Here is a 23926-nt window from a genome sequence, read left to right on the forward strand (position 1 = left end):
CGCGGGCGGGGGTGGGGGGGGCGGGGCGGGCGCCCCCCCACCCCCCCGGGGCCGCCGGCGAGGCGGCCCACGCCGCCGCGCCCAACGACGACGCGGCCAACGACGACGCGGCCGACGACGGACTGGTGGCGCCGCGACCCCGGGTGAACCCGCGCTGGAACGACGCGAACGTGGCCCGCGCCTCCTCCGGCGACCGCTCCCGCGCGCGCTCGGCCTCCCGGGCGGCCCGCTCGGCCTCCTGTGCCGCCCGGACGACCGGGTCCTCGGACGGTCGCGCGTCCTCGGCGCGCCCGCCGCGGAGACGTTCCTTCATCTGCTGCTTGAGCTGCGGCGCGAGGTTCGCCTGCCGCACCCGCCGGGGCAGTCCGCCCGGGGTCCGCGCACCGGCGGCCGGCTGCTCCCCCAAGACCGTCGGGGCCGCCGGAGCCGCCAGGGCATCCAGGTCCACCGGAACCGCCCGAGCCTCCGGAACCACATCACCGACCGCGACGTCCGCAGGCCCGGCAGCCGCCGCACCCACGGCGGGCAGGATCTCCGCCCGGCGGTGGCGCCCGGTGCCCTCCGAGCCGCCGTCCGGACCACCTGCCGGACCACCTGCCGAGCCGCCCGTCGAACCGCGGCCCTCCGAACCCGGCGGCGGGACGAGCACCGGCCCGCCCTTCGTCCGCGACGCCCGCCGCGGCAGCCCGCCCGGCGTCCGGGCCGGTTCGGCCGCGGACGGCCGCGGCCCGCCGGTGACGCGGTGCTTCCCGCCCGTGGAGCCTCTCGCAGCGCTCGCAGCAGCACCCGGCGCTCCGTCACCCGGAGCCGGACCGGGCACCACCGAGGGCACCTCGGAGGACACCGCCGGGGACACCTCGGAGGACGTCGCCGTGGCCGCGCCTCCCGGCACCGCCACGAGGTCCCGCTGGCCGCGCCGGGCCGTCGCCACCGGACGCCGCCCCGCCTGCGAGGGCTCGGCCGGCCCGTCCGGTGCCTCCGCGAGCAGCTCGCGCGGCACGAGCACGACGGCCGTCGTCCCGCCGTACGGCGAGGGCCGAAGGTGCACCCGGATGCCGTGCCGCCGGGCCAACCGGCTGACCACGAACAGGCCCAGTCGGTCGGTGTCGGCGAGGTCGAACTCCTGCTCCACGGCGAGGCGTTCGTTGATCTCGGCGAGCGCCGGCCCGCTCAGCCCGAGCCCGCGGTCGTCGATCTCCAGCGCGAAGCCGTGCGCCACGACCTCGCCCTGGACGGTGACCTGGGTGTTCGGCGGGGAGAACACCGCGGCGTTCTCGACGAGTTCGGCGATCAGGTGGGTCACGTCGGCGACGGCGCTGCCGAGCAGTCCGGTGCCGGGGAACGGGCGGACCGTCACGCGGGCGTAGTCCTCGACCTCGCCGACCGCCGCGCGCACGACGTCCACCATCCGCACCGGCTTGCGCCAGGCGCGCCCCGGCGAGCCGCCGGCCAGGATGATCAGGCCCTCGGCGTGACGGCGCATGCGAGTGGTGAGGTGGTCGACCTTGAACAGGTCCTCCAGCTCCGCAGGGTCCTCGGTGCGGCGCTCCATGGTGTCCAGCAGGGTCAGCTGGCGGTGCAGCAGCACCTGGCTGCGCCGGGCGAGGTTGACGAAGACGGCCGAGACGCCGCGGCGCAGGTCGGCCTGCTCGACGGCGGCCTCGACGGCGGCCCGCTGCACGGCGTTGAACGCCTGGCCGACCTGGCCGATCTCGGCCTGCCCGAACCGCAGTTCCGGCGCCTCGGCGGCCACGTCCACGGCCTCGCCGCGGCGCAGCCGCCGCATGACGGCGGGCAGGCGGGTGGTGGCGAGCTCGTTGGCGGCGTTGCGCAGGCCGATCAGCTCGCGGGCGAGGCCGCGGCCGATCCGGAAGGAGATGAGCACCGTCAGCACGATGGCGACCAGGCCGGCCGCGCCGGCGATCCCGCCGCGCCACAACAGGCCGGTCGCATACGACTGTTCGCGCTCGGCCATGCCGTCGGCGATGCGGGAGTTGACGGCGGCGAGGTCGCCGAGGGCACGGTCGGCGGTCTCCCGCCAGGAGTCGCCGTTGATGGCCTGCGCGACGTTGGCGGGGCCGCCGGCGCCGACGAAGTCGGCCTCGGCGCGCACCAGCGCGGCCCACGTGTCGCCGCCGCGCAGGGCGATGTAGTCGGCCTGGTCGGCGGGTTCGAGCTCGGCGATGTAGACGGTGTACAGCGCCTGCTGGTTGTGCAGGGCGTCCAGCGCGGTCTGGTACTGCTCGGCGGTGGGCCGGGCGGTGCCGGTGCGCAGGCCCTCCATCGCCGCGTCCTCCTGGGCCAGGTACTCGCGGGCGCGTACGAGCTCGATCAGGATCGTGCCCTGGCGCGGGAGTTGGCCGCTCTGCTGGGCGACGAACGCGGAGCGGAAGCCGAACACCGGCTTGACCAGGTCGCTGTACTGGTCGAGCGCGAACTCCCAGTTGAGCGCCGAGCGGCTCACCTGGGCGCGCAGCGGGACCATCTGGTCGGCGGCGGCGAGGATCTGCAGGAGGCGCCCGCGCTGGGCGGTGGAGAGCCTGCCGCCGATGCGTTCCTTCTTGTCACGCAGGACGCCGAGGTCGCGGTCGGTGTCGGCCTTGGCGCGGTCGTAGGCGTCGCGGGCGGCGCGCGAGCCCGGGTCGGCGAGGCGCTGGACGGCGGCGCGGCGCTCGTTCTGCAGGTCGGTGGCGTACTGGTCGGCGGGGGCGCCGAACTCCTTGTACGTACGGCTGAGCTCCAGCTGGTTCCAGACGTCTCCGGTGGTGGCGATGGTCGCGTACACCCACAGGGCGGTGAGCGCGACGATGGGCACCAGGAGCAGCGCGATGATCTTCGCGCGGATCGAGCTGCTACGCAGACGCATGGAGTCCTCGGTCGGGAAGTGCCAGGCGCGGAAGGGGGAGGGTGGGCGGAGCGGGGCGAGCACACGGGCGGTGGGGAGCCCGGTTCGGGGGTCGGGTACGGATCGGGCCTGGCCGGGGGCCCGGCCACAGGTCTGCGAGAGCCTACTACGCCCTGACCACTCGTTCGAGGGCCGAAATCCTTCTCGTCTTCACTTGCCCCGCACACGTCAGGACGGCGGCGGCCCCCACCGTCCGGGCACGGCCCTCGGTCGCACCCGCGTACGACGCTCTCCGTACGGAGGTACGGCACTTTCCGTACGCCCTTGTGCCGATCTCGTCGCGTCACCGACACAACCCTGGGCAGCCGCGGGACGATCCGATAGTTTCGGCTCCACGGCAGCCGCGAGCGGGACGCGGGCGAGCGCCGGAGGACGCGAACCGGGGAGGAACGTGCGCGAGTTCACCACCCCGGCCCTGGCCGCACCCGAGGCCGCCGGAGGACTCGCCGACTCGCTCTACGACACCGCGGAACGCACCCCCGCCCTCCCCCAGCTGGCCCTGCGCACCGCCGACGGCGCATGGCGGGACGTCACCGCCCGCGAGTTCCGCGACGAGGTCCTCGCCCTCGCCAAGGGCCTGCTCACCCGGGGCGTGCGTTACGGCGACCGGGTCGCCCTGATGTCCCGCACCCGCTACGAGTGGACGCTCTTCGACTACGCGCTCTGGTCGATCGGCGCGATCACCGTCCCCGTCTACCCCACCGCCGCGCCCGAGCAGGTGCGCTGGATCCTCGCCGAGACCCAGTCGGTCGCCTGCCTGGTCGAGGACGAGGACGCCGCGATGACCGTCGGCGCGGTCTGCGACGCCCTGCCCGACCTCAGCGGCATCTGGCAGCTCGACCGCGACTGCGTCGGCGCGATCACCGAGGACGGGCTCGGCGTGCCCGACGCCCTCGTGCACCGCCAGCGCCTCGGCGTCGCCGCCTCGAACATCGCCACCGTCGTCTACACCTCCGGCACCACCGGACGCCCCAAGGGCTGCCTGATCACCCACGCCAACCTGGCCGCCGAGGCCGACGCCCTGCTCGGTGGCTGGAGCGACGTCTTCCAGGACCCCTCCGGCCGCCAGCCCTCCACCCTGCTCTTCCTGCCGCTCGCGCACGTCTACGGGCGGGCCGTGCAGGTCGCGGCGATGCGCGGCGGATTCCGGATCGGCCACGTCCCCGAGGTCTCCACCGACGCCCTGCTGCCCGCCCTGGCCTCCTTCCGGCCCACCTTCCTGCACGCCGTCCCGTACGTCTTCGAAAAGATCTTCCAGCAGGCCCGGCGCACCGCCGAGGACGCCGGACGCGGCGAACTCTTCGAGCAGGCACGGCAGGTGGCCGTCGACTGGGCGGCGGCCAGGGAGCAGAAGCTCTTCGGCCGCGGCCCAGGGCCGAACCCCCGGCTGCGCCTGCGCCACCTCGCCTACGAGCAGACGCTCTACCCGCGGCTGCGCGCCGTCCTCGGCGGCAGGGCGCGCAGCATCGTGTGCGGCGGCTCGTCGCTGCGCCGCGAACTCGCGCTGTTCTTCGCCGGCGCCGGCTTCCAACTGTACGAGGGCTACGGGCTGACCGAGACCTCCGCCGCGATCACCGCCAACCCGACCGGGCGGCAGAAGCTCGGCACGGTCGGCCGGCCGATCCCCGGCGCCTCGGTGGCGATCGCGGACGACGGCGAGGTGTGGGTGCGTGGCGGGTCCGTGTTCGGCGGGTACCTCAACCACCCGCGCTGCACAGCGGAGTCGCTGCAGGACGGCTGGTTCGCCACCGGGGACCTCGGCCACCTCGACGAGGACGGGTACCTCACCATCACCGGCCGCAAGAAGGACCTCATCGTCACCAGCAGCGGCAAGAACCTCGCCCCCGCCGCGCTGGAGGAACGGGTGTCGGCGCACCCGCTCGTCTCCCAGTGCCTGGTGGTCGGCGACGACCGCCCGTACATCGCCGCGCTGATCACGCTCGACCCGGCCGCCCTGGCACACTGGCTGCGCACGAACGGACGGGAGCTGCTGGACCCGTGGGCGGTGCTCGCGGACGAGCAGCTGCACGCCGAGATCCAGCGCGCGGTGGCGGCGGCGAACACGGCGGTGTCGCGGGCCGAGTCGATCCGCGCGTTCCGGCTGCTGCCACGGGAGTTCGGCCTGGAACAGGGGCTGCTCACCCCGTCGCTGAAGCTGCGACGGGCGGCGATCGCGGAGCACTACGCGGCGGACATCGAGGAGCTGTACGTCCCCTGACGTGCCGTCTTGTCCGGTTTGCAGCCCTGTAGTTGATTCGGGGGCGGTTGGCGGAGCCGTTTCGACGGGATTCCCTTGACGGACCGATTGGTCCAGTCCATTGTTTCTCCTCGGTCCGAGTGCGGCGCACCACCTCCCGCTCCCGCCCCTCGGGGAGCGCCCCGGTACGACGGTTCCAGCTTTCGACGGTTCAGCGTTTCCACGGTTCGACGTTTCCACGGTTCGACGCTTCGGCGTCTCGACGGCCACCGCTTCCGTCACGCCCTCCCCACGGGCGTGCTTCCCCCACACGCAGGAGTCTTCACGTGTCCCTGTCCACACGTCTGTCCGCGCACTTGTCCACGCGCCTGTCCACGCGCCTGTCCGCACTGGCGGCGTCCGTGGCGCTCGTGACCGCCGCCGCTCCCATGGCGACGGCCGCGCCCTCCGCCACCGGCTCCCCTTCCGCGGCCGCCGCCCCCATCGTCAACCTGGCCACCAACCCCGGCTTCGAGCTGCCCGCGCCCAACCTGTCCGACTGGGGCGCCATCGCCGGCTGGAACTGCACGGGCGGTCCGGCCGAGGCGGCCGTCACCACCACCGCCCCGCACACGGGCACCTCCGCGCTGACCGTCACGCCGGCGAACGCGGACTCCACCGGCGAGTGCGCCCAGACCGTCTCCGTCCAGCCCAACACCACGTACACGGCCTCCGCCTGGGTACGCGGCAGCTTCGTCTACCTGGGCGCCACCGGCACCGGCCACGACGTCGCCCCCGCCTGGACCGAGACCACCGACGGCGGCTGGCAGCAGCTCACCACCCGGTTCACGACCGGTCCGAACGCGCGCAGCATCCGGCTCTACGTCCACGGCTGGTACCAGGAGGGCCCGTTCTCGGTCGACGACGTGCACGTCGACGGCCCCGCACCCGCCCCGGCCACGCCCCTCGGGTCCGTGCCCACCACCGATAAGGTGGTCTTCTTCACCGTCGACGACGGTTGGACGCGCACCCCCGAGGCGGAGAAGTTCATCGCCGACAACCACCTGCCGATCACGGCCTTCCCGCTGCCGATGCCCGCCGGCACCGACCCCGGCTTCTTCCGGCGCGTCACCGCCGTGCCCGGCTCCTCCATCCAGGACCACAGCGTCTCGCACACCGACCCCACCACGCTCACCCTCGCCCAGCAGCAGGTCGAGATCTGCGACGCCCGCGACGCCATGACCCGCGCCTTCGGCACGGCCCCGACCGTCTTCCGCCCGCCCTACTTCGCCTGGAACGCCGACACCCTGCAGGCGGCGGCCAACTGCGGCATGCGCACCGTCCTCACCGCCGACGCCGACTTCAGCTGGGGCGCCTCCAACATCTGGCACCCCGGCACCCTGCAGCCCGGCGACGTCGTCCTGATGCACTGGACCGACACCCTCGCCACCGACCTCCCGCGCGCACTCGCCGCCGCCCAGGCCGCCGGCCTCAAGCCCGCCGGGCTGATCGACTACCTGCACTGACCCATGGGAAGCGCGCCGCCGCCCCTCTCGTACCCGGTCTCCACCCGAGGAGGGGCGGCGCCGTCACTCGACTCGCCTGCCGATCTTGCTCGTTGACAGGGCGATCGCGGCATGGCTCTAATGGAGGCGTGCAGCGCGGCGTCGGCCACAGAGAAGTGGGCCGGCCGACAGCCGAGCCGACACCTTACTCCGAGGGACGATGCGCGATGAGGACTTTCTCCGCTCCCCTGACCTGACGTACGCGGCCACCCGTGGTGTCCGCGTACGCGTGTGCTTCGCGGCACTCGCGTGTGGCCTTGACTCCTTTACTCGTTCGGAGACTTCACCACACACGTATGCCTATTTCGTTCAACCAGAGTGTCATTGACGAGTTCCGCGCCAACGGCGGGAAGGTCGGCGGGCCGTTCGAGGGCGGCGACCTACTGCTCCTCACCACCACCGGGGCCCGATCGGGGCGGCCACACACCGTTCCGCTGGGGTACGTCCGGGAGGAGGGGGAACTCGTCGTCGTCGCGTCGGCGGGCGGGGCCCCGGACGATCCGCAGTGGTACCGCAACCTGCTCGCCCATCCCGTCGTCCGGGTCGAGCTCGGCACGGAGGCGTTCGACGTGATCGCGGTGCCGGCGGAAGGGGCGCGGCGGGAGCAGCTGTTCGCTGCCGCCGTGCGGGTCGCGCCGGGATACGGCGACTACCAGGCCCATGCGGGGCGGGAGTTGCCGGTCGTCGTCCTGGAACGGCCCGAAACGCCCACACGGGAGGTGCGCAACCTCGCCGACAAGCTCCTGGAGGCGCACACCTGGCTGCGCGCGCAACTGCGGTACGTCCGCGAGGAAGCGCAGGCGCACGCCGCGGGGCGGAGGGCGAGCCTCGGGCTCCAACTTCGGCAGCACTGCCTGGCGTTCTGCGAGGGGCTGACGCACCACCATCGCGGCGAGGACGGAGCGATCTTCCCGGCACTGGCGCGCAGCCATCCCGAACTTGCCGAGACGCTGGACCTCTTGGGCGAGCAGCACCGGGCCATCGGACGGATCAAGGAGGAGCTGGTCGCCCTGCTGGCCGGGATCGAGGTCGAGGAGCCGGAGCGGCTGCGGGCCGAGGTGGACCGGATGGCCGCCGAGCTGGAGGCCCACCTCGCGTACGAGGAGGCCGAGCTGCTACCGGCGCTCGCCGGGATTCCGTTCCCACCGATGCGCTGAGGGGCCGGGCGCCGGCTGCCGGGTGAGCGCCGGCCGTTACCCGGGAGTGGCGGCCGTTACCCGGGAGTGGCGGGGACAGGAGCGGACGAACAGATGACAGATAACAGATTTCGAAATCTGTTATCTGTCATCTGTTATCTGTCACTTGCCAGCCGTCAGCCGTCAGCCGTCACGACTGCGAGAAGACCGGCAGGTACCCGTAGGCCTGGCCCGAGGAGTTCGGGTGGTAGCTCTCGTCGATGGGCCACGTGGTGCTGTGGAGCCAGGTGTCCAGCGAGCCGCAGATCTCGTGCCCGCTGAAGACGTCCCGCACGTCGGCGAAGGTGAAGCCGGCGTTCGCGGCGCGCTTGGCGATGACGCCGTCGAGCACGTCGGCGGCCTCGTTGATGGCGGACCGCTTGGTGTCGCCGATGCCGAAGATGCAGCTGCCGCCGATCTCGTACAGGTGCGGGTACCCGAGGACCACGACGTGCGCGTTGGGCGCCTTGGCGTGGATCGTCGAGTAGACCCGGTCGAGCTGGGCGGGCAGGGTGTTCTGGGCGTAGGCCTCACCGGCCGAGACCGAGCTGAGGCAGGAACTCTCGGAGCTGAGCACACAGGTCTGCATGGTGCTGGCGAAGCCGGCGTCGTTGCCGCCGATGGTGATGCTGACCAGCGTGGTCGAGGAACTCAGGGCAGAGACCTGGCTGTTGAGGACGTCTCCGGTTCTCGCCCCCGAGCAGGCGACGAAACCGAAGGAGGACGGCGAGTTGGCACTCTGCCACAGGTACGGATAGGCATTGGTGCTCCGCTTGCAGCTGCCGCTGTCGCCGAGATAGCTCCCGGAACCGACACCCGCGGAGTACGAGTCCCCGAGGGCGACGTAGTTGACGGCGTCCGCGCTCGCGGACGTGGCTGCAAAGAACGTGGTGAGCGTGAGGAGGGCCGCTATCGCGGTGGCGGCCATGGCACGGGTGGGGCGCAGCATGAAACCTCCTGGCGTGATGTGGGTCACAGATTTGATACCAGGCGGTAGCAAGCTCGGGAAGCGCTCATGCCAAGGATATTGACGGTCAGTCTGACAACGCTGGAGTGAACGCCTCTTCACAGAGCGCGTATTGGCGCTGTTCAGCGCCGGTGCGCGCGTGTACGCACCAGGCGGGCGCCGAGGGACGCGCTTTGGCCGGCCTTAAGCGCACGCTTGAGCGCGGGCTTGAGCGCGGGCTTGAGTACAGGCTTGAGCGCGGGCTTGAGTGCAGGCTTGAGCGACGCGTCGATCGGAGCGTTGAGAGGTGCTCAGAGAGGGATTCCGAGAGGTGCGTTGCGCGATGCCACCGACGGCTCGCTCAGCCGCGCCCTTCCACTGCGCGTGGCAGGTGGCGGACGGCGAACGTCAGTGCTTCGAATAGACGGTGCCCGGGAAGACCTCGCAGCCCTCCAGTGGCAGTTCCTCGATCGTCTCGTTCGCGGCCGCGGGCACGCCGAGCCACCGGACGGCGCACGCGACGGCCGCCCTCGCCTGGCGCAGTCCGGGCTCGCCCCAACCCAGCAGCTCGACCGCGAGCCCGGGGGCGACGAGCAGGCGCCGGTAGTGCCGGCCGGACGCCGGGTCGGCCGTGCTCGGGCCGACCGCCCGCAGCGCCGCGGCCATCCGCACCCGGGCGCACTCGTTCCCGCCGTTGGCGGAGCCCACCCGGTCGTAGAGGTAGCCGAGGTAGTACGGCTGCCCGATGACGGCCTGGGCCTCCTCGGCGGCTTCCCGGGCCAGGGCGGAGGCCGGGTCGCCCGCGTCCTCCGGTTCGAGCGAGCCGCCGGGCAGCGAGCAGATGCCGTCCCGAGGGTTGACCAGGGTCAGCACCCGGCCGTCGGGGGCGAAGAGCCACCCCCACGACTGCTTGACCGGCAACCCCTCGGGCACCTGCTCGCCCGGCCGCCAGGGCCACCCCGCGGAGGGACGCCGGCGCACCTTGCCGAGCAGCTCGGCGACCTCCGCGCTGTACTCGATCCGGCTCATGCGTCCCCCCTTTCGGTGTCGGGCTCGGCCGGGACCGACGGGGCGCGGGGCGGACCTGCGGAGCGCGGTACGGGGCGGAGCGGCGGAGGCGGCGGCGTGGGGTGCCGCGCGCTCCAGCTGTTGATCTTCCCCGAAATCTTCCCCGAACAGGCGGTCGATGAACAGTCCCCAGCTCCACTTGGTGGACGCGGAGGACGAAAAGCCCTGGTCAGGACAGCGGCTCACCTCCGCCCTCGGAGGCGTCGTCCGGACGCTCCCCGGCCCGGCCGTCCCCGGCCGAACGATCGCCGGGCGAACCGTTCCCCGGCGAGCCACCGCCGGCGGGCTCCGCTCCGCCCGCACCGCCGTCGTCGGGCCCTTCCCACGGCGCCGCGCGCCCCGGGAAGGACGGAAGGGGGAAACCGGGCCGCGGGAGCACCCCGGGCGGGAACGGCACGCCCCGCCCGATCGTGTCGGCCAACTCGTCGAACACCTCGTGCGCGCTCATCGGCCGCAGCCGTCCACGCACCAGCGCCCAGCCCCGCACCGGCGGCCCCTCGGGCCCGGCGTCGCCGTGCAGCAGCAGCGCGCCGCCGCCCGCGACGGCCACGCCCGCCGCCAGCGTCACGCAGAACGCCTCCGTGTCCCGGCCGCCCGGGAAGAGCATGCCCGCCTCGACGCACAGCTCGGCCGCCGCGGTGAGCTGCTCGCCGTCCTCCGGGCCGTGGAAGCGCAGCGTCAGGAGGTGGAACCCCTCCCCCGCGCCCTCGGCCAGCGCCACGAACACCGTCGTGGCGTACTCCATGACCGCCACGAGGTGCCGCTGCCCCGCGTCGTCGTCGCCGACCGCCTCCAGGAGGACGGCGCAGGCGAAGGACATCCGCACCCTGGCCCGGTGGTCCTCCAGCAGCAGCGGGACCAGCTCGGCCAGCGGCTCCCCCGCGTAGACGAAGGGTTCGCCGGCCAGCTCGGGGTCGCCCGCGTACGCGACCCGGGCGGCGGGCGTGGCCGGGTCGAGGCCGAAGGCGTCGCAGTAGTCCGCGTAGTCCTCGGCCTCCATGACCCGCAGGTGCACCTCCACCCCCTGCCGGCGCAGCCCCCGCAGCAGGTCTTCCGTCAGCCGCAGGTACTCCCGGTGCGTGAGGCCGCCGAACAGGCCGTGCCCGGCCAGCCCGGTGAAGTCCGCGGCCCGCGCCGGGACCGCCAGGGCCACCGGCACCGGCGGCGGCGCCCCACGCGCCAGGCCACGCCGCCGCTTCCCTCGGGCCCCGGCTCCACCACCGCCGGCCCCACCGCCCGGCGGACGCCCGCCACCTACCCCGCCGGGCCCGGCGCCGCCACGCCCCGGCGCGTTCGCCCGTGGCCCGCTCCAGCGAGGTCCGCCCGCCCGGGGCCCGTCCCCACCGGGGCGGTTCCACCGCGCCGCCGACGGGCGCGCTCGTGACTGCCCGCGCGCCCTCCATGTACCACACGCTCCCGCGAGCGTCTCCACGAGCGACCGCGAGCACCGCCCGCGGACCATCCCCGACACCAGAACCCGCACCGACATGCCGTGCTCCTCTCCCCGACCCACCCGAAGTGCTTCCGGCCGGCCACGCCGACCGGCCACGGACGCGACCGTCCGCAACGAGGAACATACACACCGTCACTGACAATCGGTCGTGCCCGCCCGGTCGCACCGCCCCGGGGTGCCCGGGTCCACGGTTCCGGCCGGGATTGTCGGTGCCGGAGGTTAGGGTCGGGGACCATGCGACTGCTGCATACCTCCGACTGGCACCTGGGGCGCTCGTTCCACCGGGAGAGCCTCCACGACGCCCAGCGCGCGTTCCTCGACCACCTGGTGGCGGTCGTCGAGGAGCAACGCGTCGACGCCGTGCTGGTCGCCGGGGACGTGTACGACCGGGCACTGCCCGGTCTGGAGGCGGTCGCGCTGTTCGACGACGTGCTGCACCGGCTGGCCGCGCTCGGCGTGCCGACGGTGTTCATCAGCGGCAACCACGACTCGGCGCGCCGTCTCGGCGTCGGCGCGGGGCTGATCGGCCGCGCCGGGATCCACCTGCGCACCGATCCGGGCGAGTGCGCCGACCCCGTACTGCTGGCGGACGAGCACGGCCCGGTGGCCGTCTACGGGCTGCCGTACCTGGAGCCGACGCTCGTGCGCGAGGGCTTCGGGCTGGAGCGCGGCGGGCACGCGGCCGTGCTCGGCGCCGCGATGGACCGGGTCCGGGAGGACCTCGCCACCCGGCCGGCGGGCACGCGCGCGGTGGTCCTGGCGCACGCCTTCGTCACCGGCGGCACGCCGAGCGACAGCGAGCGCGACATCGCGGTCGGCGGCGTCGCGGCCGTGCCCGCCTCGGTCTTCGACGGCGTGCACTACGCCGCGCTCGGCCATCTGCACGGCTGCCAGACGCTCGCGCCGCACCTGCGCTACAGCGGTTCCCCGCTCGCCTACTCCTTCTCCGAGGCCAGGCAGCGCAAGACGATGTGGCTGGTCGACCTCGGCGCCGACGGTTCCGTCACCGCCGAGCACGTGGACTGCCCGCGGCCGCGCCCCCTGGCCCCCTTGCGCGACACGCTCGACGCCCTGCTCACCGACGAGAAGTACGCGAAGGACGAGCAGTCGTGGGTGCAGGCCACCCTGACCGACGCGGCCCGCCCGAGCGAGCCGATGGAGCGCCTGCGCCGCCGCTTCCCGCACACCCTTCAGCTGCTGTTCGACCCCGAGGAGACGCCGGCGGAGCCCTCGCAGTCGTACGCGGCCCGGGTCGGCGGGCGGGCCGACCTGGAGATCGCGGAGGGCTTCCTGCGGCACGTGCGCCCGGGCTCCGATCCGGACGAGGACGAACTCGACTGGCTGCAGGCCGGGTTCGAGAGCGTGCGGGAGAGCGCCGAGCGGAAGGCGGACCTGCCCCGATGAGGCTGCACCGGCTCACCGTGACCGCCTTCGGCCCCTTCGCGGGCGCCGAGACGGTGGACTTCGACGCGCTCGCCGCCGGCGGGCTGTTCCTCCTGCGCGGCTCGACCGGTGCGGGCAAGAGCAGCGTGCTGGACGCGGTCTGCTTCGCCCTCTACGGCGACGTGCCCGGCAGTCGCCGGGCCAACCGCCTGCGCAGCGACCACGCCGACCCGCACCGCCTCACCGAGGTCCGGCTGGAGCTGACGATCGGCGGGCGGCGCCTGCAGATCACCCGGCTCCCGGAGCAGCGGCGGCCGAAGAAGGTCGGCACCGGCACGACCGTCGAGCGGGCGCAGACCCTGCTGCGCGAATGGGCGGCGGACACCGGCGACGGCACCCCGGGCTGGCGGGCGCTCAGCAAGTCGCACCAGGAGGCCGGCGAGGAGATCCACCGGCTCGTCGGCATGAACCGCGACCAGTTCTGCCAGGTCGTCCTGCTGCCGCAGGGGGACTTCGCGCGCTTTCTCAGGGCGGATTCGGAGGAACGCGGCAAGCTGCTGCGCCGGCTGTTCGACACCGAGCGGTTCCAGCACGTCGAGGCGTGGCTGGCGGAGCAGCGGCGCTCCCAGGAGGCGGCCGTCCAGGCCGGCCGGCGCCGGCTGCGCGACCTCGCGAGCAAGGCCGAGCAGGCGGCGGGGCCCGGCGCCGAAACGGCCGACGGCTGGGTGCCCGCCGACGACGACCGCGCCGACCTCACGGCGGGCGTGCTCGGGTGGGCGGCGATCCTGCGCGCCGGGGCGGCCGAGCAGCAGGCCGTCGCGGACGCCGCCCTCGCGGGCGCCGAGGCGGCCCACGTGGAGGCCCAGCGCGAGCGGGAGGCCGCCGAGGAACTGTCCGGACGCCAGCAGCGCCACCGGCAGGCCCGCCAACGGGCGGAGCGGCTCGCCGGGTTCGAACCGGAGGCGGCGCGCGACCGGCAGCGGCTGGCGGCGGCGCAGGCGGCCGTCGGCGTGGAGTCGGCGCTGCGCCTGCGCGAGCACGCCGCCGAGGCGCACGGCCGCGCGCAGGAGGCCGAGCACCGGCACCGGGCCGCGCTGACCGGAGACGTCCGCGAACCCGCGACCATGGGGCTCGGCGAGGCCGACGCCGCCGAACTGGCCGATACCGAAAGGCGGTTGCGGGCCGAGGTGGTCCGCCTGGAGGCCGCCAGGGCCGACGAGCGGCATTGTGTCGAACTCGCCCGCGAGCAGCGGGCCGCCGACGAGGAGCGGCTCCGCGCCGAGGACCTCGCCGAGGAGGCCGAGGACTGGCTGGCCGAGTTCGACGGCCGGCTGGTCCGCCTCCAGGCGGAGCAGACGGCGGCCCGCGAGGCCGGCGCCCGCGTCGAGCAACTGGACGGAAGGCGCGTCGAGGTGGCCGCCCGGCTGAAGGCGGCCCGGGAACGCGACGACCTGCGGACCGAGATCTCCGCCGCCGAACCGCGCGCGCACGCGCTGCGCGAAGCCGCCCTGGACGCCCGCGAGTACAGCCAGGACCTCCGCGAGCGCCGACTCGTGGGCATGGCGGCCGAGTTGGCCGAGCAGCTGCGGACCGGCGAGGCCTGCCGGGTCTGCGGCTCGGCCGAGCACCCGGCACCCGCCCTGGCCGCTCCCGGCGAGCGCGTCAGCGCGGCCGACGAGGACCGGGCCCGCGCCGCCCAAAGCGCCGCCGAGCAGGCCGCGACCGACGCCGACCAGGCCCTCACCGCGCTGCGGGTCCGCGAGGCGACGGCCGCCGGAACGGCCGGACCGGACGACGCCCGAACCGTCGCCGACGCCCTCGCCACGCTGGACCGCGAGCATCACGAGGCGCTGCGGGCCGCCGAGGCGCTCGGCCGGGTCGAGCGGGAGATCGGCCGGCTCTCCGACGACCGCGCCCGCCGCCACGACGAACTGCGCGAGGCCCGCGAGCGCGGCGCCGTCCTCACCGACCGCCTCCAGGCCCTCGGCACCGAACAGCGGGAGCTCGCCGCCCGGGTGGCCGCCGCCCGGGGCGAGGCCGCCTCCGTCGCCGAACGGGCCGCAGCCCTCGCCCGGCTCGCCGACGACGTCGCGGCGGCGGTCACGGCGGTCCGCGCCCGCGCGGAGGCGGCGGCCCGGCTGGCCGACGCCGAGGACGAACTCGCCAAGGCCTCCGCCGCGGCCGGATTCCCCAGCGCCGGCGACGCACTCGCCGTCATGCTCCCCCGCGGACAGCGCGAGCAGCTGGAGGCCCGGCTGGACCGGCACCGCGCCGAACTCGCCTCCGTCGAACGCGAACTCGCGCTGCCCGAGCTCGCCGCGGCCGCGGAGCGCCCGGACGCCGACCTGCCCGCCGCCCAGGCCGCGCTCGACACCGCCACGACACGACTGCGCCACGCCCACGCCGCCCAGGCCGCGGCCGGCGAGCGCCGTGCCGCGCTGGCCGCCATCGGTGCGCAACTCGCCGCCCTGGCGGAGGAGCTAGCGCCTGCACTGGTCCGGTTCGAGCGGATCAACCGGCTCGCCGCGCTCGCCGCAGGCACCTCCACCGAGAACCGGCTGCGGATGCGCCTGGAGTCGTACGTCCTGGCGGCGCGGCTGGAGCAGGTCGCGGCGGCAGCGAGCGACCGGCTCGTTCGGATGTCCGGAGGCCGCTACACCCTCGTCCACAGCGACGACCGCGGCACCGGCAACAAGCGCTCGGGGCTCGCCCTGCGCGTCGTCGACGCCTGGACCGGCACCGAGCGCGACACCGCGACCCTCTCCGGCGGCGAGAGCTTCTTCGCCTCGCTCGCCCTCGCCCTCGGCCTCGCCGACGTCGTCACCGACGAGGCGGGCGGCATGCCGCTGGACACGCTCTTCATCGACGAGGGCTTCGGCACTCTGGACGAGCAGACGCTGGAGGAGGTCATGGACGTGCTCGACGGACTGCGCGAACGCGACCGGGCCGTCGGCATCGTCAGCCACGTCGCCGACCTGCGCACCCGCATCCCGGCCCAGTTGCTGGTCCACAAGGGGCGGCACGGGTCGACCCTCGCTCTGGCCGGGCGGGAGGACGCCTGAGACGCGCCCGGAAGGGGCGGCCTCAGCCCGAGCAGGCGATCCGCTGAGCCTGCTGCCAGGCGCAGACCGGGCAGAGCGTGGTGCCCGGGTGGTCGGCGGGCAGCTCGGTCGGCTCGCCGCACAGGACGCAGTCGGCGCGCGGACCGGTCAGCGCCGGGTCGTGCACCAGGGCGGCCTCGGCACCTTCGGCAGGAGCCGGCACGCAGACGGCCGTGTCCTCGTTCGTCTCCGTATCGCTCATGCCGCCTTCCTACTCCTCGCGCCCGGTGTGCGGCAAGGCGGGGGGCGGCTGACGGACGACAGACGACAGCGGACAGATAACAGATGACAGATTTCAACATCTGTCATCTGTTACCTGTTCGCCGCCCCCTGCCCACCGAGCGCCAACCCGCGCCCCACCCGGCCCCAACCCCGCCGCCATCCGCCCCGGGCCCCCCGGCTACGGTGGCCCCCATGGGCCGAGATCTCCACCAGCGCCTCACCGCCGCCCGCGCCGCCGCACCGACGTATCCCGAGGTCGGAGCCACCCGGGGCGGGCCGCTCCCCCACGGGTACGCGCACCTGCGGCGCCGAGTGCACCTGGGCCACGGCCCCGACGTGCTGGAGCGGGCCGGCCGGTACGTCCTCGGCTGGGGCAGCCAGCTGGGCACCGGTTTCGCCGTCCACCCGCACGCGCCCGCCGCCGAAGGGGCCACGGTCCTGCTGCGGATCGCCCTGCCCGGCAGCCGGTGGCCGCGCCTCGTGATCCCCTGCCGCGTCGTGTGGACGGTGGACGAGCCGGACCGGATCGGCTTCGCCTACGGCACGCTCCCCGGCCACCCCGAGTGCGGCGAGGAGTCGTTCCTGGTCTCGATGGACGCCGACGGCGAGGTGTGGTTCGAGGTCGCCGCCTTCTCCCGGCTGGCCGCCTGGTACGCCCGCCTGGGCCGTCCGGTCGCGGCGCTGTGCCAGTACCTGGCCATCGAGCGCTACCTCGCCGCCGTCGCGTCCCGCGTCTGACGTCCGCTCAGCCGCCCAGGAAGGACAGCCGGACGGTCCGGCGCGGGTTGTCCCCGTTCGTGTCGACCAGGACGACGGACTGCCAGACGCCGAGCGCGAGTTGACCGCCGATCACCGGCAGGGTCGCGTGCGGGGCGACCAGTCCGGGCACGACGTGGTCGCGCCCGTGGCCCGCGCTGCCGTGGCGGTGGCGCCAGCGGTCGTCGGCGGGGAGCAGGTCGCGCAGGGTGGCGAGGAGGTCGTCGTCGCTGCCGGAACCGGTCTCGAGGACGGCGATGCCGGCGGTGGCGTGCGGGACGAAGACGTTGAGCAGGCCGTCACGGCCGGCGGCCCGCTCGGTGAGGAACGCGGCGCAGCGGTCGGTGATGTCGAGCGCGACCTCGCGGCTGCCGGTGGTGATCTCGAAGGTGGTGGTCTGGAAGGGGCTGGTGGGGTGGGAGTGGATGTTGTCCGCCATGAGCGCCATCCTGCCGGAAGCCGACCGCCGGTTCGCGCAAGCGCCACTGGAACGAGCACCACTCGAGTGGGACGAGCACCACTCGGCCAAGGAGCTCTCCGCCCGGCGGCACTCGCCCCGCCGACCCGGACCCGTCCGGGTACGACGAAGACCCGACGGTCCTCGTGGTCCGCCGGGCCGGGTGCCGGGGTGCGGGTCGGGCCGGAGGCCGTGAGGCCTCGGGTCCTAGCCGCGACCGCCGAACAGGCTCCGCCGCAGCCGGCGCAGGGGCGCCAGCAGCGACACCCGTACGTGGCGGCGCGGCGACGCCGGGGCGCCGGCGCCGCGCGGCGTCAGCTCCCTTATCAGCCCGAGCGCCTCGGCGGTATCCACCGCCGGGACGGCGGGCGCGCCGAGCACGGCCAGGTGTCGTTCGATCCGGCGGCCGGTCGCGCCGACACCGCACTGGATCGCCGGCACACGGGGCCGAGTCCGCACTTGCATGTGTTCCATCAGTTTTCCCACCCCTACGAGGCGCCAGGGCCGTGAGGCGAAGACTATCCGTGACGGACGGCCTTCGCGCAACCGTCCTTGGTGTTGTGCCACCGTATCGTGCGGCGTCAACTGACGATGCACCAGGGGCCACCCGGACCGGTCACGACTAGGCATCAATGATGGGTGCACGACCGGCCCTCCGTCAGCGGTTTCCGGAGGTACGGACCCGGCGCCCGGCCACGAGGCACGCGCCCGGCGCACGGGATCATCGGGAGTGCCCGGTGGCGCGGCCGGTATATAGGGGTCGCGCGCGGGAGGACGGAGGGGTCGGCACACGGGTCGGCGAAGCACGGGGCGGGGAACAGGACAGGGGCTGGGCAGGGGCTGGACAGGAGCCGGACAGGGGTCGCCCCGGAAGACGGTCCACCAGCACCATGGGTATCACCCCACCGGAGCGATCACCGAATTGGATCATTCATGAAGTGAACACATTCGAGGGATTGACTCCGGCGTAACCTCCAAGCAATATCTCTTTCTACGCGCAGGGCTCGCACGTTGCCCAACTGCGTGTTCGAATGATGAAGGACTCCGGCTCCCCCGAGCCACTGCCCGGCCGCCTCGACGCTGCGGCGGCCAGGCTCGGACGGGTGCCCGGACCGGCGGCCGGCCGTAGAGGGTCGGCCGGGCCGCCACCAGGCTGCCGGTGCCGCCCCCACCAGGGCCCGGCACCGGCGGCTCCGGGTTCAGGGCCGGGCGCAGGACCGGACACGAGGACCGGACACAAGGACCACCGTCCGCCGCGAACCCCGGATCACCCCCGACCACTGCGCAGCCCTTCTCGGCGACCCCGCTCCGGAGCCCCCTCGCCCCGACTGAAGCCCAGCTCAGAGGTCACGTCCGGGCGGTCGGTAGACTCGGCCAGCGTGTCACTCCTCCTCAGCATCGTGCTCCCGGTCCACGGCGTGGAGCGGTTCCTGCCGCGCTGCCTCGACTCGATCCTCGGCGACACCCCCGCCGCGGAGTCGCGCTTCGAGGTGATCGCGGTCGACGACCTCTCCCCCGACGGCTGCGGCGCGATCCTGGACGAGTACGCCGCCCGCGATCCGCGCCTGCGGGTCCTGCACCTCACCGAGAACCAGGGCCTCGGCGGCGCCCGTGCGGCCGCCCTGCCGCTCGTGCGCGGCGAGTACGTCTGGTTCGTCGACAGCGACGACTGGCTGCCGGAGCGGACCGTCAGCGTGGTCCTGGACGAGCTGCGCCACGAGGGCCGCCAGGCCGTCCCCGCCGACGTGCTGGTCACCGACTTCACCCACGTCTACCCGGACGGCGCGACCGAGCCCAACCCCTGGCGCCACGTGCTGCTCGGCTCCCCGCTCGTCGAGGGCTGCACGCTCGCCGAGCACCCGGCGCTGTTCCAGACGGTGATGTCGGTGTGGAACAAGGTCTTCCGCCGCGCGTACCTGGAGGGCCTCGGCGTCGCGTTCGGGCGCGGCTACTACGAGGACATCTCGGTCACCTACCCCGCGCTGCTCGCCGCCGAGCGGCTGCGCTACGTCGACCGCCCCTGCTACGTCTACCGCCGCAACCGGGACGGCGCGATCACCGCGACCGCCTCCCCCAAGCACGCCGACGTGTTCGCCCAGTACGACGCGATCTTCGCGTTCCTGGACCGCCCGGACCGCCCCGGCCGGCCCGTCCCGGAGTCGCTGCGCACGCTGGTCTTCGACCGGACCGTCCGCCAGGCGCTCAACGTCTACGACACCCCCGGGCTCGTGCCGGTCGAGCGGCGCAAGGACTTCTTCCACAGCATCTCCCGGCACTTCGCCCACCACCGGCCGGACGACTACCAGTTCCCCGGCGGCGTGCGCGGCGTGCAGTACCGGCTGGCGGCACGCGGCGCGCGGATCGCCTACGCGGAGCTGCGCCGCACCGGGCGGCTGCCGCGCGAACTCAAGCGCGGCGCGCGGGCGGTGGCGCCGGCGGTGCGCAAGGGGGTGCGCAGCGGTGCCCGGTTCACCGCGTACAACGCGTTCCGCCGGCTGCCGCTGGACGACACCCTCGCGGTCTACGCGGCGTACTGGCACCGGGGTTACGCGTGCAGCCCGGCCGCGATCTACGAGAAGGCGAAGGAACTCGTCCCGGAAATCCGGGGTGTGTGGGTCGTGGAGAACCGCACGCAGGCCGCGGCCATGCCGGCCGGGGTGCCGTACGTGATCGTCAACACCCCGGCCTACCTCAAGGTGATGGCGACCGCCCGGTACTTCGTCAACAACGTCAACTTCCCGCACACGATGGCCAAGCGGCCGGGCACGGTGCACGTCCAGACCCAGCACGGCACCCCGCTGAAGGCGATGGGCATGGACCTGCGGGACCATCCCGAGGCCGCCGACGGCATGGACTTCGACCGGCTCCAGGAGGCCGTCGACCGCTGGGACTTCCTCGTCTCCTCCAACCCGCACACCAGCGAGCACTTCGCCCGCGCCTTCCCCGGCCGCTACGAGATGCTCGACACCGGCTACCCGCGCAACGACCGCCTGGCCAACGCCACCCCGGACGAGGTGCGCGCGATGCGCGAGCGGATCGGCCTGCGTCCGGGCCGCACGGCGGTGCTGTACGCGCCGACGCACCGCGAGGGCCAGGGCGGCTACGTGCCGCTGCTGGACGTGAAGGACCTGGCCCGGCGGCTCGGCCCCTCGTACACGCTGCTGGTGCGCACGCACTACTTCCACACCACCGGCCCGGGGGACCTGGTCGCGGGCGAGGATGCGGCGGAGATCGTGGACGTCTCGGCGCACCCGTCCGTGGAGGACCTCTACCTCGCGGCGGACGTGCTGGTGACGGACTACTCGTCGATGATGTTCGACTACGCCGTGCTGGACCGGCCGATCGTCGTGTTCGCGCCGGACTGGGACGACTACCGGCGGGTGCGCGGGGTGTACTTCGACCTGTTCGCGGAGCCGCCGGGCGCGGTCACGGTGGACGCGGACGGGCTGGCGGCGGCGCTGCTCGCGGGCGACGCGGATCCGGCGGCGCGGGCGCGGTTCCGGGCGAAGTTCTGCCCGTGGGACGACGGCGGGGCGGCGGAGCGGGTGGTACGCCGGGTGTTCCCGGTCGCGGGCTGACGGAGAACGACCGGCAAACGAATGACAGCTGACAGATAACAGATTTCGAAATCTGTTATCTGTCAGCTGTCATTCGTCAGGCGATCGGGGCCGGTGCCGCCGGTACGGCGACCGGCCCCGTCACGGCGGGCTCAGCCCCGGCGGGCGGCCAGGAACTCGTCGAAGGTCAGGTAGCCCTGGTGGTGGGTGTCCATGGCGTGGATGAGCGCCTCGGCCATCGACAGCGTCACGTCGTGGTCGCCCATCTCGTTCGCGACCAGCGCGTACTCGGCCGGAGTGATCTTGCCATCGCCGTTCTTGTCGAAACGGTCGAAGAGCGCCTTGATCTCCTCGGTGCTCTGCATGGTTGCCCTCCTGGGAACTGCGGGTTGTGCGGTGTTCGGACGGGCGTACCCTACCCGGCCCCGGTGCACCGTCCGTGGCGCGGGCCACGCACTGAGGGAGTGGACGGGCTGCGGGGCCGGTGGCGTAGTCTGCGGAACCGATACCGGCCCGGGCTCCTCCCGGGCGCTCGTTCGTCCAGGGAGGGACCATGCTCGATCTCGTCACCAGGCTGGTGCTGAAACCCGTCTCGCGCGGCATCTGGCGGCCGGTCATCGAAGGTGTCGAGAACGTGCCGCGCAAGGGCGGGGTCATCCTCGCCAGCAACCACCTGTCGTTCATCGACAGCGTGGTGATCCCGCTGACCGCCCCGCGCCGGGTCCACTTCCTCGCCAAGGCCGAGTACTTCACCGCCCCGGGGTTCAAGGGCCGCCTCTCCAAGGGCTTCTTCGAGGCGATCGGCGCCGTGCCGGTCGAGCGCGGCACCTACCGCTCCGCCCAGGCCTCCCTGGAGTCCGCGCTGGAGATCCTGGAGGACGGCAAGGCCTTCGGCATCTACCCCGAGGGCACCCGCTCGCTCGACGGCCGCCTCTACCGCGGCAAGACGGGCGTCGCGTGGCTCGCGCTGACGGCGGGCGTACCGGTCGTGCCGGTGGCGCTGGAGGGGCCGGAGCAGATCCTGCCGGTGGGCAAGCGAGTACCACGCCTCAAGAAGGTGACCGTCCGCTTCGGTGAGCCGCTGCACTTCGACGAGCTGCACGGGCAGGCGCGCTCGGCCAGGGCCCGCCGCCAGGTCACCGACGAGGTGATGGCGGCGATCCAACGGCTGTCCGGCCAGGAGGTCGCGGAGGGCTACAACGAGGCGCCGAAGGCGGCGTAGCCGCGGCCGTCGGGTCCCCTCGCCTCACTTTGGCTCGTCAGACGTACCCCAGGCTCCGGACCGGCCCGTCACACGCACCCCCGGCCTCGGGCCGGCTCGTCAGACGTGCCCCAGGACCGCCGGCTCCGGGGCGTCGGGCACCTGGGGTGCCTCGCGGCGCAGCAGGGCCGCGTACCGGCCGTCCAGCGCCACCAGTTCGTCGTGGGTGCCGAGTTCGACGACCGCGCCGTGGTCGAGGACGGCGATCTGGTCGGCTCCGCGCACGGTGGAGAGCCGGTGGGCGATGGTGATCGTGGTGCGGCCCGCTGAGAGGGTGTCGACGGCCTCCTGGACGGCGCGCTCGGTGCGGTTGTCGAGCGCGCTGGTGGCTTCGTCGAGGATCAGGACGGGCGGGTTGCGCAGGATCGTGCGGGCGAGGGCGAGGCGCTGCTTCTCGCCGCCGGAGAAGCGGTAGCCGCGTTCGCCGACCAGGGTGTCGTAGCCCTCGGGCAGGCCGGCGATGGTGTCGTGGACCTGGGCGGCGCGGGCGGCCTCGACGAGTTCGTCGTCGGTGGCGTCCGGTTTGGCGAAGCGCAGGTTCTCGGCGACGGAGGCGTGGAAGAGGTACGTCTCCTGGGAGACGACGCCGACGGCGCGGGCGAGGGTGTCGAAGGAGAGGTCGCGCACGTCCTCGCCGTCGATGGTGACGCGGCCTCCGGTCACGTCGTACAGCCGGGGGACGAGGTAGCTGAGGGTGGTCTTGCCGGAGCCGGTCTCGCCGACCACGGCGAGCGAGCTCCCGGCCGGGACGGTGAGGTCGACCCCGGCGAGCGTGGGGCGCTCCTGCCCGCCGTCGTAGCGGAAGTCGACGCCCTCGAAGCGGACCTCGCCGCGGATCCGGTCCAGGGTCACGGGCCGCGGCCGTTCGGCGATCTCGACCGGGAGGTCGAGGTACTCGAAGATGCGCTGGAACAGCGCGAGCGAGGTCTGGACGTCGACGCCGGTGGAGAGCAGGCCGACGGTCGGGCGGAACAGGCCCTGCTGGAGCGTGGTGAAGGCGACCAGAGTGCCGACCGAGACGATCGGCGCGCCGCCGGCGGCGGTCAGTCCGGCCGCCCAGTAGATGACGGCGGGCATCGCGGCCATCACGATCTGGATGGTGTTCATCCGCCAGCGCCCGGCCATGCTGGCCCGCACCTCCAGGTCGGCGAGGCGGTCGGACTGCTCGGTGAACTCCCGGGCGAGGGAGCCGGAGCGGCCCATCGTGCGCCCGAGCAGGATGCCGCTCACCGAGAGCGACTCCTGGACCGCCGAGCTCATCGCGGCCAGCTGCTTCTGCCGCTCGGTGGTGATCTTCTTGCGCTCGTTGCCGACCCGGCGGCTGATCCAGACGAACAGCGGGAGCAGGAGCAGCGAGACGACCGTCAGCCGCCAGTCGAGCGCGACCATCGCGACGACGGAGGCGACGACGGCGGTGAAGTTGGAGACCAGGCTGGTGGCGGTGGACGTCACCGTGGACTGCATGCCGCCGATGTCGTTCGCGATCCGGGACTGCACCTCGCCGGTGCGGGTGCGGGTGAAGAACGCGAGGGACTGGCGCTGGAGGTGGCCGTAGACGGCGGTGCGCAGGTCGTGCATGACGCGCTGGCCGACGGTGGTGGAGATCAGCGTCTGGAGGACGTTGAACACGCTGTTCACGACGGCGGCGGCGATCATGCCGAGCACGAGCACGCTCAGCAGGCCGGTACGGCCGTGCGGGATCGCGGTGTCCAGGACGGCGCGCAGCAGGAACGGCGAGACGACCGAGACGACGGCGGAGGCGCCGACCAGCAGTCCGACGGTGGCGAGGCGGCCCGCGTAGGGGCGGAAGAGGGCGAGGATGCGCCGCCACTGCGCGAGCGGGCGTGGTTCGCCCTCGTCGCGCGGGGACGGGGTCCAGTCGATTCTGTCGGGCCTCAAGG

17 protein-coding genes are annotated in these 23926 nt (G+C 73.7%); 8 read left to right on the forward strand and 9 right to left on the reverse strand.

The window, feature by feature from the left end:
• The coding region (locus ACFV4G_RS06575; protein WP_380437162.1) for a nitrate- and nitrite sensing domain-containing protein at positions 1 to 2866 on the reverse strand (2866 nt) is incomplete at its 3' end.
• Between the two features lie 430 nt (positions 2867 to 3296).
• On the opposite strand from ACFV4G_RS06575, the gene ACFV4G_RS06580 reads away from it, so the two are divergent.
• From ACFV4G_RS06580 to ACFV4G_RS06590, 3 genes are all read left to right on the forward strand, one after another.
• On the forward strand, positions 3297 to 5123 hold the full coding sequence (locus ACFV4G_RS06580; RefSeq protein ID WP_380437164.1) for an AMP-dependent synthetase/ligase: 1827 nt from the start codon (positions 3297 to 3299) through the stop codon (positions 5121 to 5123).
• A 305-nt stretch (positions 5124 to 5428) separates the two neighbouring features.
• A complete protein-coding gene (locus ACFV4G_RS06585; protein ID WP_380437166.1) occupies positions 5429 to 6607 on the forward strand; it encodes a polysaccharide deacetylase family protein in 1179 nt (392 codons plus the stop codon).
• A 335-nt stretch (positions 6608 to 6942) separates the two neighbouring features.
• Positions 6943 to 7803, forward strand: coding sequence for a nitroreductase/quinone reductase family protein (locus ACFV4G_RS06590; RefSeq protein WP_380437168.1), 861 nt, complete (start codon positions 6943 to 6945; stop codon positions 7801 to 7803).
• 169 nt (positions 7804 to 7972) lie between these two features.
• On the opposite strand, the gene ACFV4G_RS06595 is transcribed toward ACFV4G_RS06590, so the two are convergent.
• The 3 genes from ACFV4G_RS06595 to ACFV4G_RS06605 all read right to left on the reverse strand — a co-directional run bounded on the left by ACFV4G_RS06595 (position 7973) and on the right by ACFV4G_RS06605 (position 10994).
• A complete protein-coding gene (locus tag ACFV4G_RS06595; RefSeq protein WP_380437343.1) occupies positions 7973 to 8749 on the reverse strand; it encodes an SGNH/GDSL hydrolase family protein in 777 nt (258 codons plus the stop codon).
• A 426-nt stretch (positions 8750 to 9175) separates the two neighbouring features.
• Complete coding sequence (locus ACFV4G_RS06600; RefSeq protein ID WP_380437170.1) at positions 9176 to 9796, reverse strand: hypothetical protein; 621 nt, start codon at positions 9794 to 9796, stop codon at positions 9176 to 9178.
• A gap of 208 nt (positions 9797 to 10004) precedes the next feature.
• Positions 10005 to 10994 carry a hypothetical protein gene (locus tag ACFV4G_RS06605; RefSeq protein ID WP_380437172.1) on the reverse strand — a complete coding sequence of 330 codons (990 nt, stop codon included), beginning with the start codon at positions 10992 to 10994 and terminating at the stop codon, positions 10005 to 10007.
• A 528-nt stretch (positions 10995 to 11522) separates the two neighbouring features.
• Here ACFV4G_RS06605 and ACFV4G_RS06610 point away from each other — a divergent pair.
• Together ACFV4G_RS06610 and ACFV4G_RS06615 are read left to right on the forward strand one after the other, a co-directional pair.
• On the forward strand, positions 11523 to 12692 hold the full coding sequence (locus ACFV4G_RS06610) for an exonuclease SbcCD subunit D (RefSeq protein WP_380437174.1): 1170 nt from the start codon (positions 11523 to 11525) through the stop codon (positions 12690 to 12692).
• Positions 12689 to 15733: an AAA family ATPase gene (locus ACFV4G_RS06615; protein ID WP_380437176.1), complete on the forward strand. Its 3045-nt coding sequence runs from the start codon at positions 12689 to 12691 to the stop codon at positions 15731 to 15733. Before ACFV4G_RS06610 ends, ACFV4G_RS06615 begins: the two co-directional genes overlap by 4 nt.
• Positions 15734 to 15755: 22 nt before the next feature.
• On the opposite strand, the gene ACFV4G_RS06620 is transcribed toward ACFV4G_RS06615, so the two are convergent.
• Positions 15756 to 15974 (reverse strand): hypothetical protein, encoded by a 219-nt coding sequence (locus ACFV4G_RS06620; protein WP_380437179.1) that lies wholly within the window; start codon positions 15972 to 15974, stop codon positions 15756 to 15758.
• Between the two features lie 212 nt (positions 15975 to 16186).
• Here ACFV4G_RS06620 and ACFV4G_RS06625 point away from each other — a divergent pair, with 212 nt between their 5' ends.
• Positions 16187 to 16732 (forward strand): DUF1990 family protein, encoded by a 546-nt coding sequence (locus ACFV4G_RS06625; protein ID WP_380437181.1) that lies wholly within the window; start codon positions 16187 to 16189, stop codon positions 16730 to 16732.
• 7 nt (positions 16733 to 16739) lie between these two features.
• Here ACFV4G_RS06625 and ACFV4G_RS06630 read toward each other — a convergent pair whose 3' ends face one another.
• Positions 16740 to 17189: a YjbQ family protein gene (locus ACFV4G_RS06630; RefSeq protein WP_380437183.1), complete on the reverse strand. Its 450-nt coding sequence runs from the start codon at positions 17187 to 17189 to the stop codon at positions 16740 to 16742.
• 225 nt (positions 17190 to 17414) lie between these two features.
• Positions 17415 to 17681 carry a hypothetical protein gene (locus ACFV4G_RS06635; RefSeq protein WP_359957622.1) on the reverse strand — a complete coding sequence of 89 codons (267 nt, stop codon included), beginning with the start codon at positions 17679 to 17681 and terminating at the stop codon, positions 17415 to 17417.
• Positions 17682 to 18586: 905 nt separating this feature from the next.
• On the opposite strand from ACFV4G_RS06635, the gene ACFV4G_RS06640 reads away from it, so the two are divergent.
• Positions 18587 to 20785, forward strand: a complete 2199-nt coding sequence (locus ACFV4G_RS06640) for a CDP-glycerol glycerophosphotransferase family protein (protein ID WP_380437185.1) — start codon at positions 18587 to 18589, stop codon at positions 20783 to 20785.
• Positions 20786 to 20916: 131 nt separating this feature from the next.
• On the opposite strand, the gene ACFV4G_RS06645 is transcribed toward ACFV4G_RS06640, so the two are convergent.
• Positions 20917 to 21129: an EF-hand domain-containing protein gene (locus ACFV4G_RS06645; RefSeq protein ID WP_359957616.1), complete on the reverse strand. Its 213-nt coding sequence runs from the start codon at positions 21127 to 21129 to the stop codon at positions 20917 to 20919.
• A 188-nt stretch (positions 21130 to 21317) separates the two neighbouring features.
• Between ACFV4G_RS06645 and ACFV4G_RS06650 the strand changes: the two genes are divergently transcribed.
• Entirely contained in the window at positions 21318 to 21986 is a 669-nt protein-coding gene (locus ACFV4G_RS06650) for a lysophospholipid acyltransferase family protein (protein WP_359957613.1), read from the forward strand.
• A gap of 99 nt (positions 21987 to 22085) precedes the next feature.
• Here the strand turns inward: ACFV4G_RS06650 and ACFV4G_RS06655 are convergent, their stop codons facing one another.
• Complete coding sequence (locus tag ACFV4G_RS06655) at positions 22086 to 23924, reverse strand: ABC transporter ATP-binding protein (RefSeq protein WP_380437187.1); 1839 nt, start codon at positions 23922 to 23924, stop codon at positions 22086 to 22088.
• Positions 23925 to 23926 lie beyond the last annotated feature (2 nt).

It is taken from the genome of Kitasatospora sp. NPDC059747 (assembly GCF_042732955.1).
Classification (GTDB): Bacteria; Actinomycetota; Actinomycetes; order Streptomycetales; family Streptomycetaceae; genus Kitasatospora.

Bases quoted from the DNA above. Each gene is read 5' to 3' on its own strand.
- ACFV4G_RS06595 (WP_380437343.1), bottom strand. From the start codon at position 8,749: ATGGCCGCCACCGCGATAGCGGCCCTCCTCACGCTCACCACGTTCTTT.
- ACFV4G_RS06600 (WP_380437170.1), bottom strand. From the start codon at position 9,796: ATGAGCCGGATCGAGTACAGCGCGGAGGTCGCCGAGCTGCTCGGCAAG.
- ACFV4G_RS06650 (WP_359957613.1), top strand. From the start codon at position 21,318: ATGCTCGATCTCGTCACCAGGCTGGTGCTGAAACCCGTCTCGCGCGGC.
- ACFV4G_RS06610 (WP_380437174.1), top strand. From the start codon at position 11,523: ATGCGACTGCTGCATACCTCCGACTGGCACCTGGGGCGCTCGTTCCAC.
- ACFV4G_RS06630 (WP_380437183.1), bottom strand. From the start codon at position 17,189: ATGGCGGACAACATCCACTCCCACCCCACCAGCCCCTTCCAGACCACC.
- ACFV4G_RS06590 (WP_380437168.1), top strand. From the start codon at position 6,943: ATGCCTATTTCGTTCAACCAGAGTGTCATTGACGAGTTCCGCGCCAAC.
- ACFV4G_RS06625 (WP_380437181.1), top strand. From the start codon at position 16,187: ATGGGCCGAGATCTCCACCAGCGCCTCACCGCCGCCCGCGCCGCCGCA.
- ACFV4G_RS06645 (WP_359957616.1), bottom strand. From the start codon at position 21,129: ATGCAGAGCACCGAGGAGATCAAGGCGCTCTTCGACCGTTTCGACAAG.
- ACFV4G_RS06620 (WP_380437179.1), bottom strand. From the start codon at position 15,974: ATGAGCGATACGGAGACGAACGAGGACACGGCCGTCTGCGTGCCGGCT.
- ACFV4G_RS06635 (WP_359957622.1), bottom strand. From the start codon at position 17,681: ATGGAACACATGCAAGTGCGGACTCGGCCCCGTGTGCCGGCGATCCAG.
- ACFV4G_RS06615 (WP_380437176.1), top strand. From the start codon at position 12,689: ATGAGGCTGCACCGGCTCACCGTGACCGCCTTCGGCCCCTTCGCGGGC.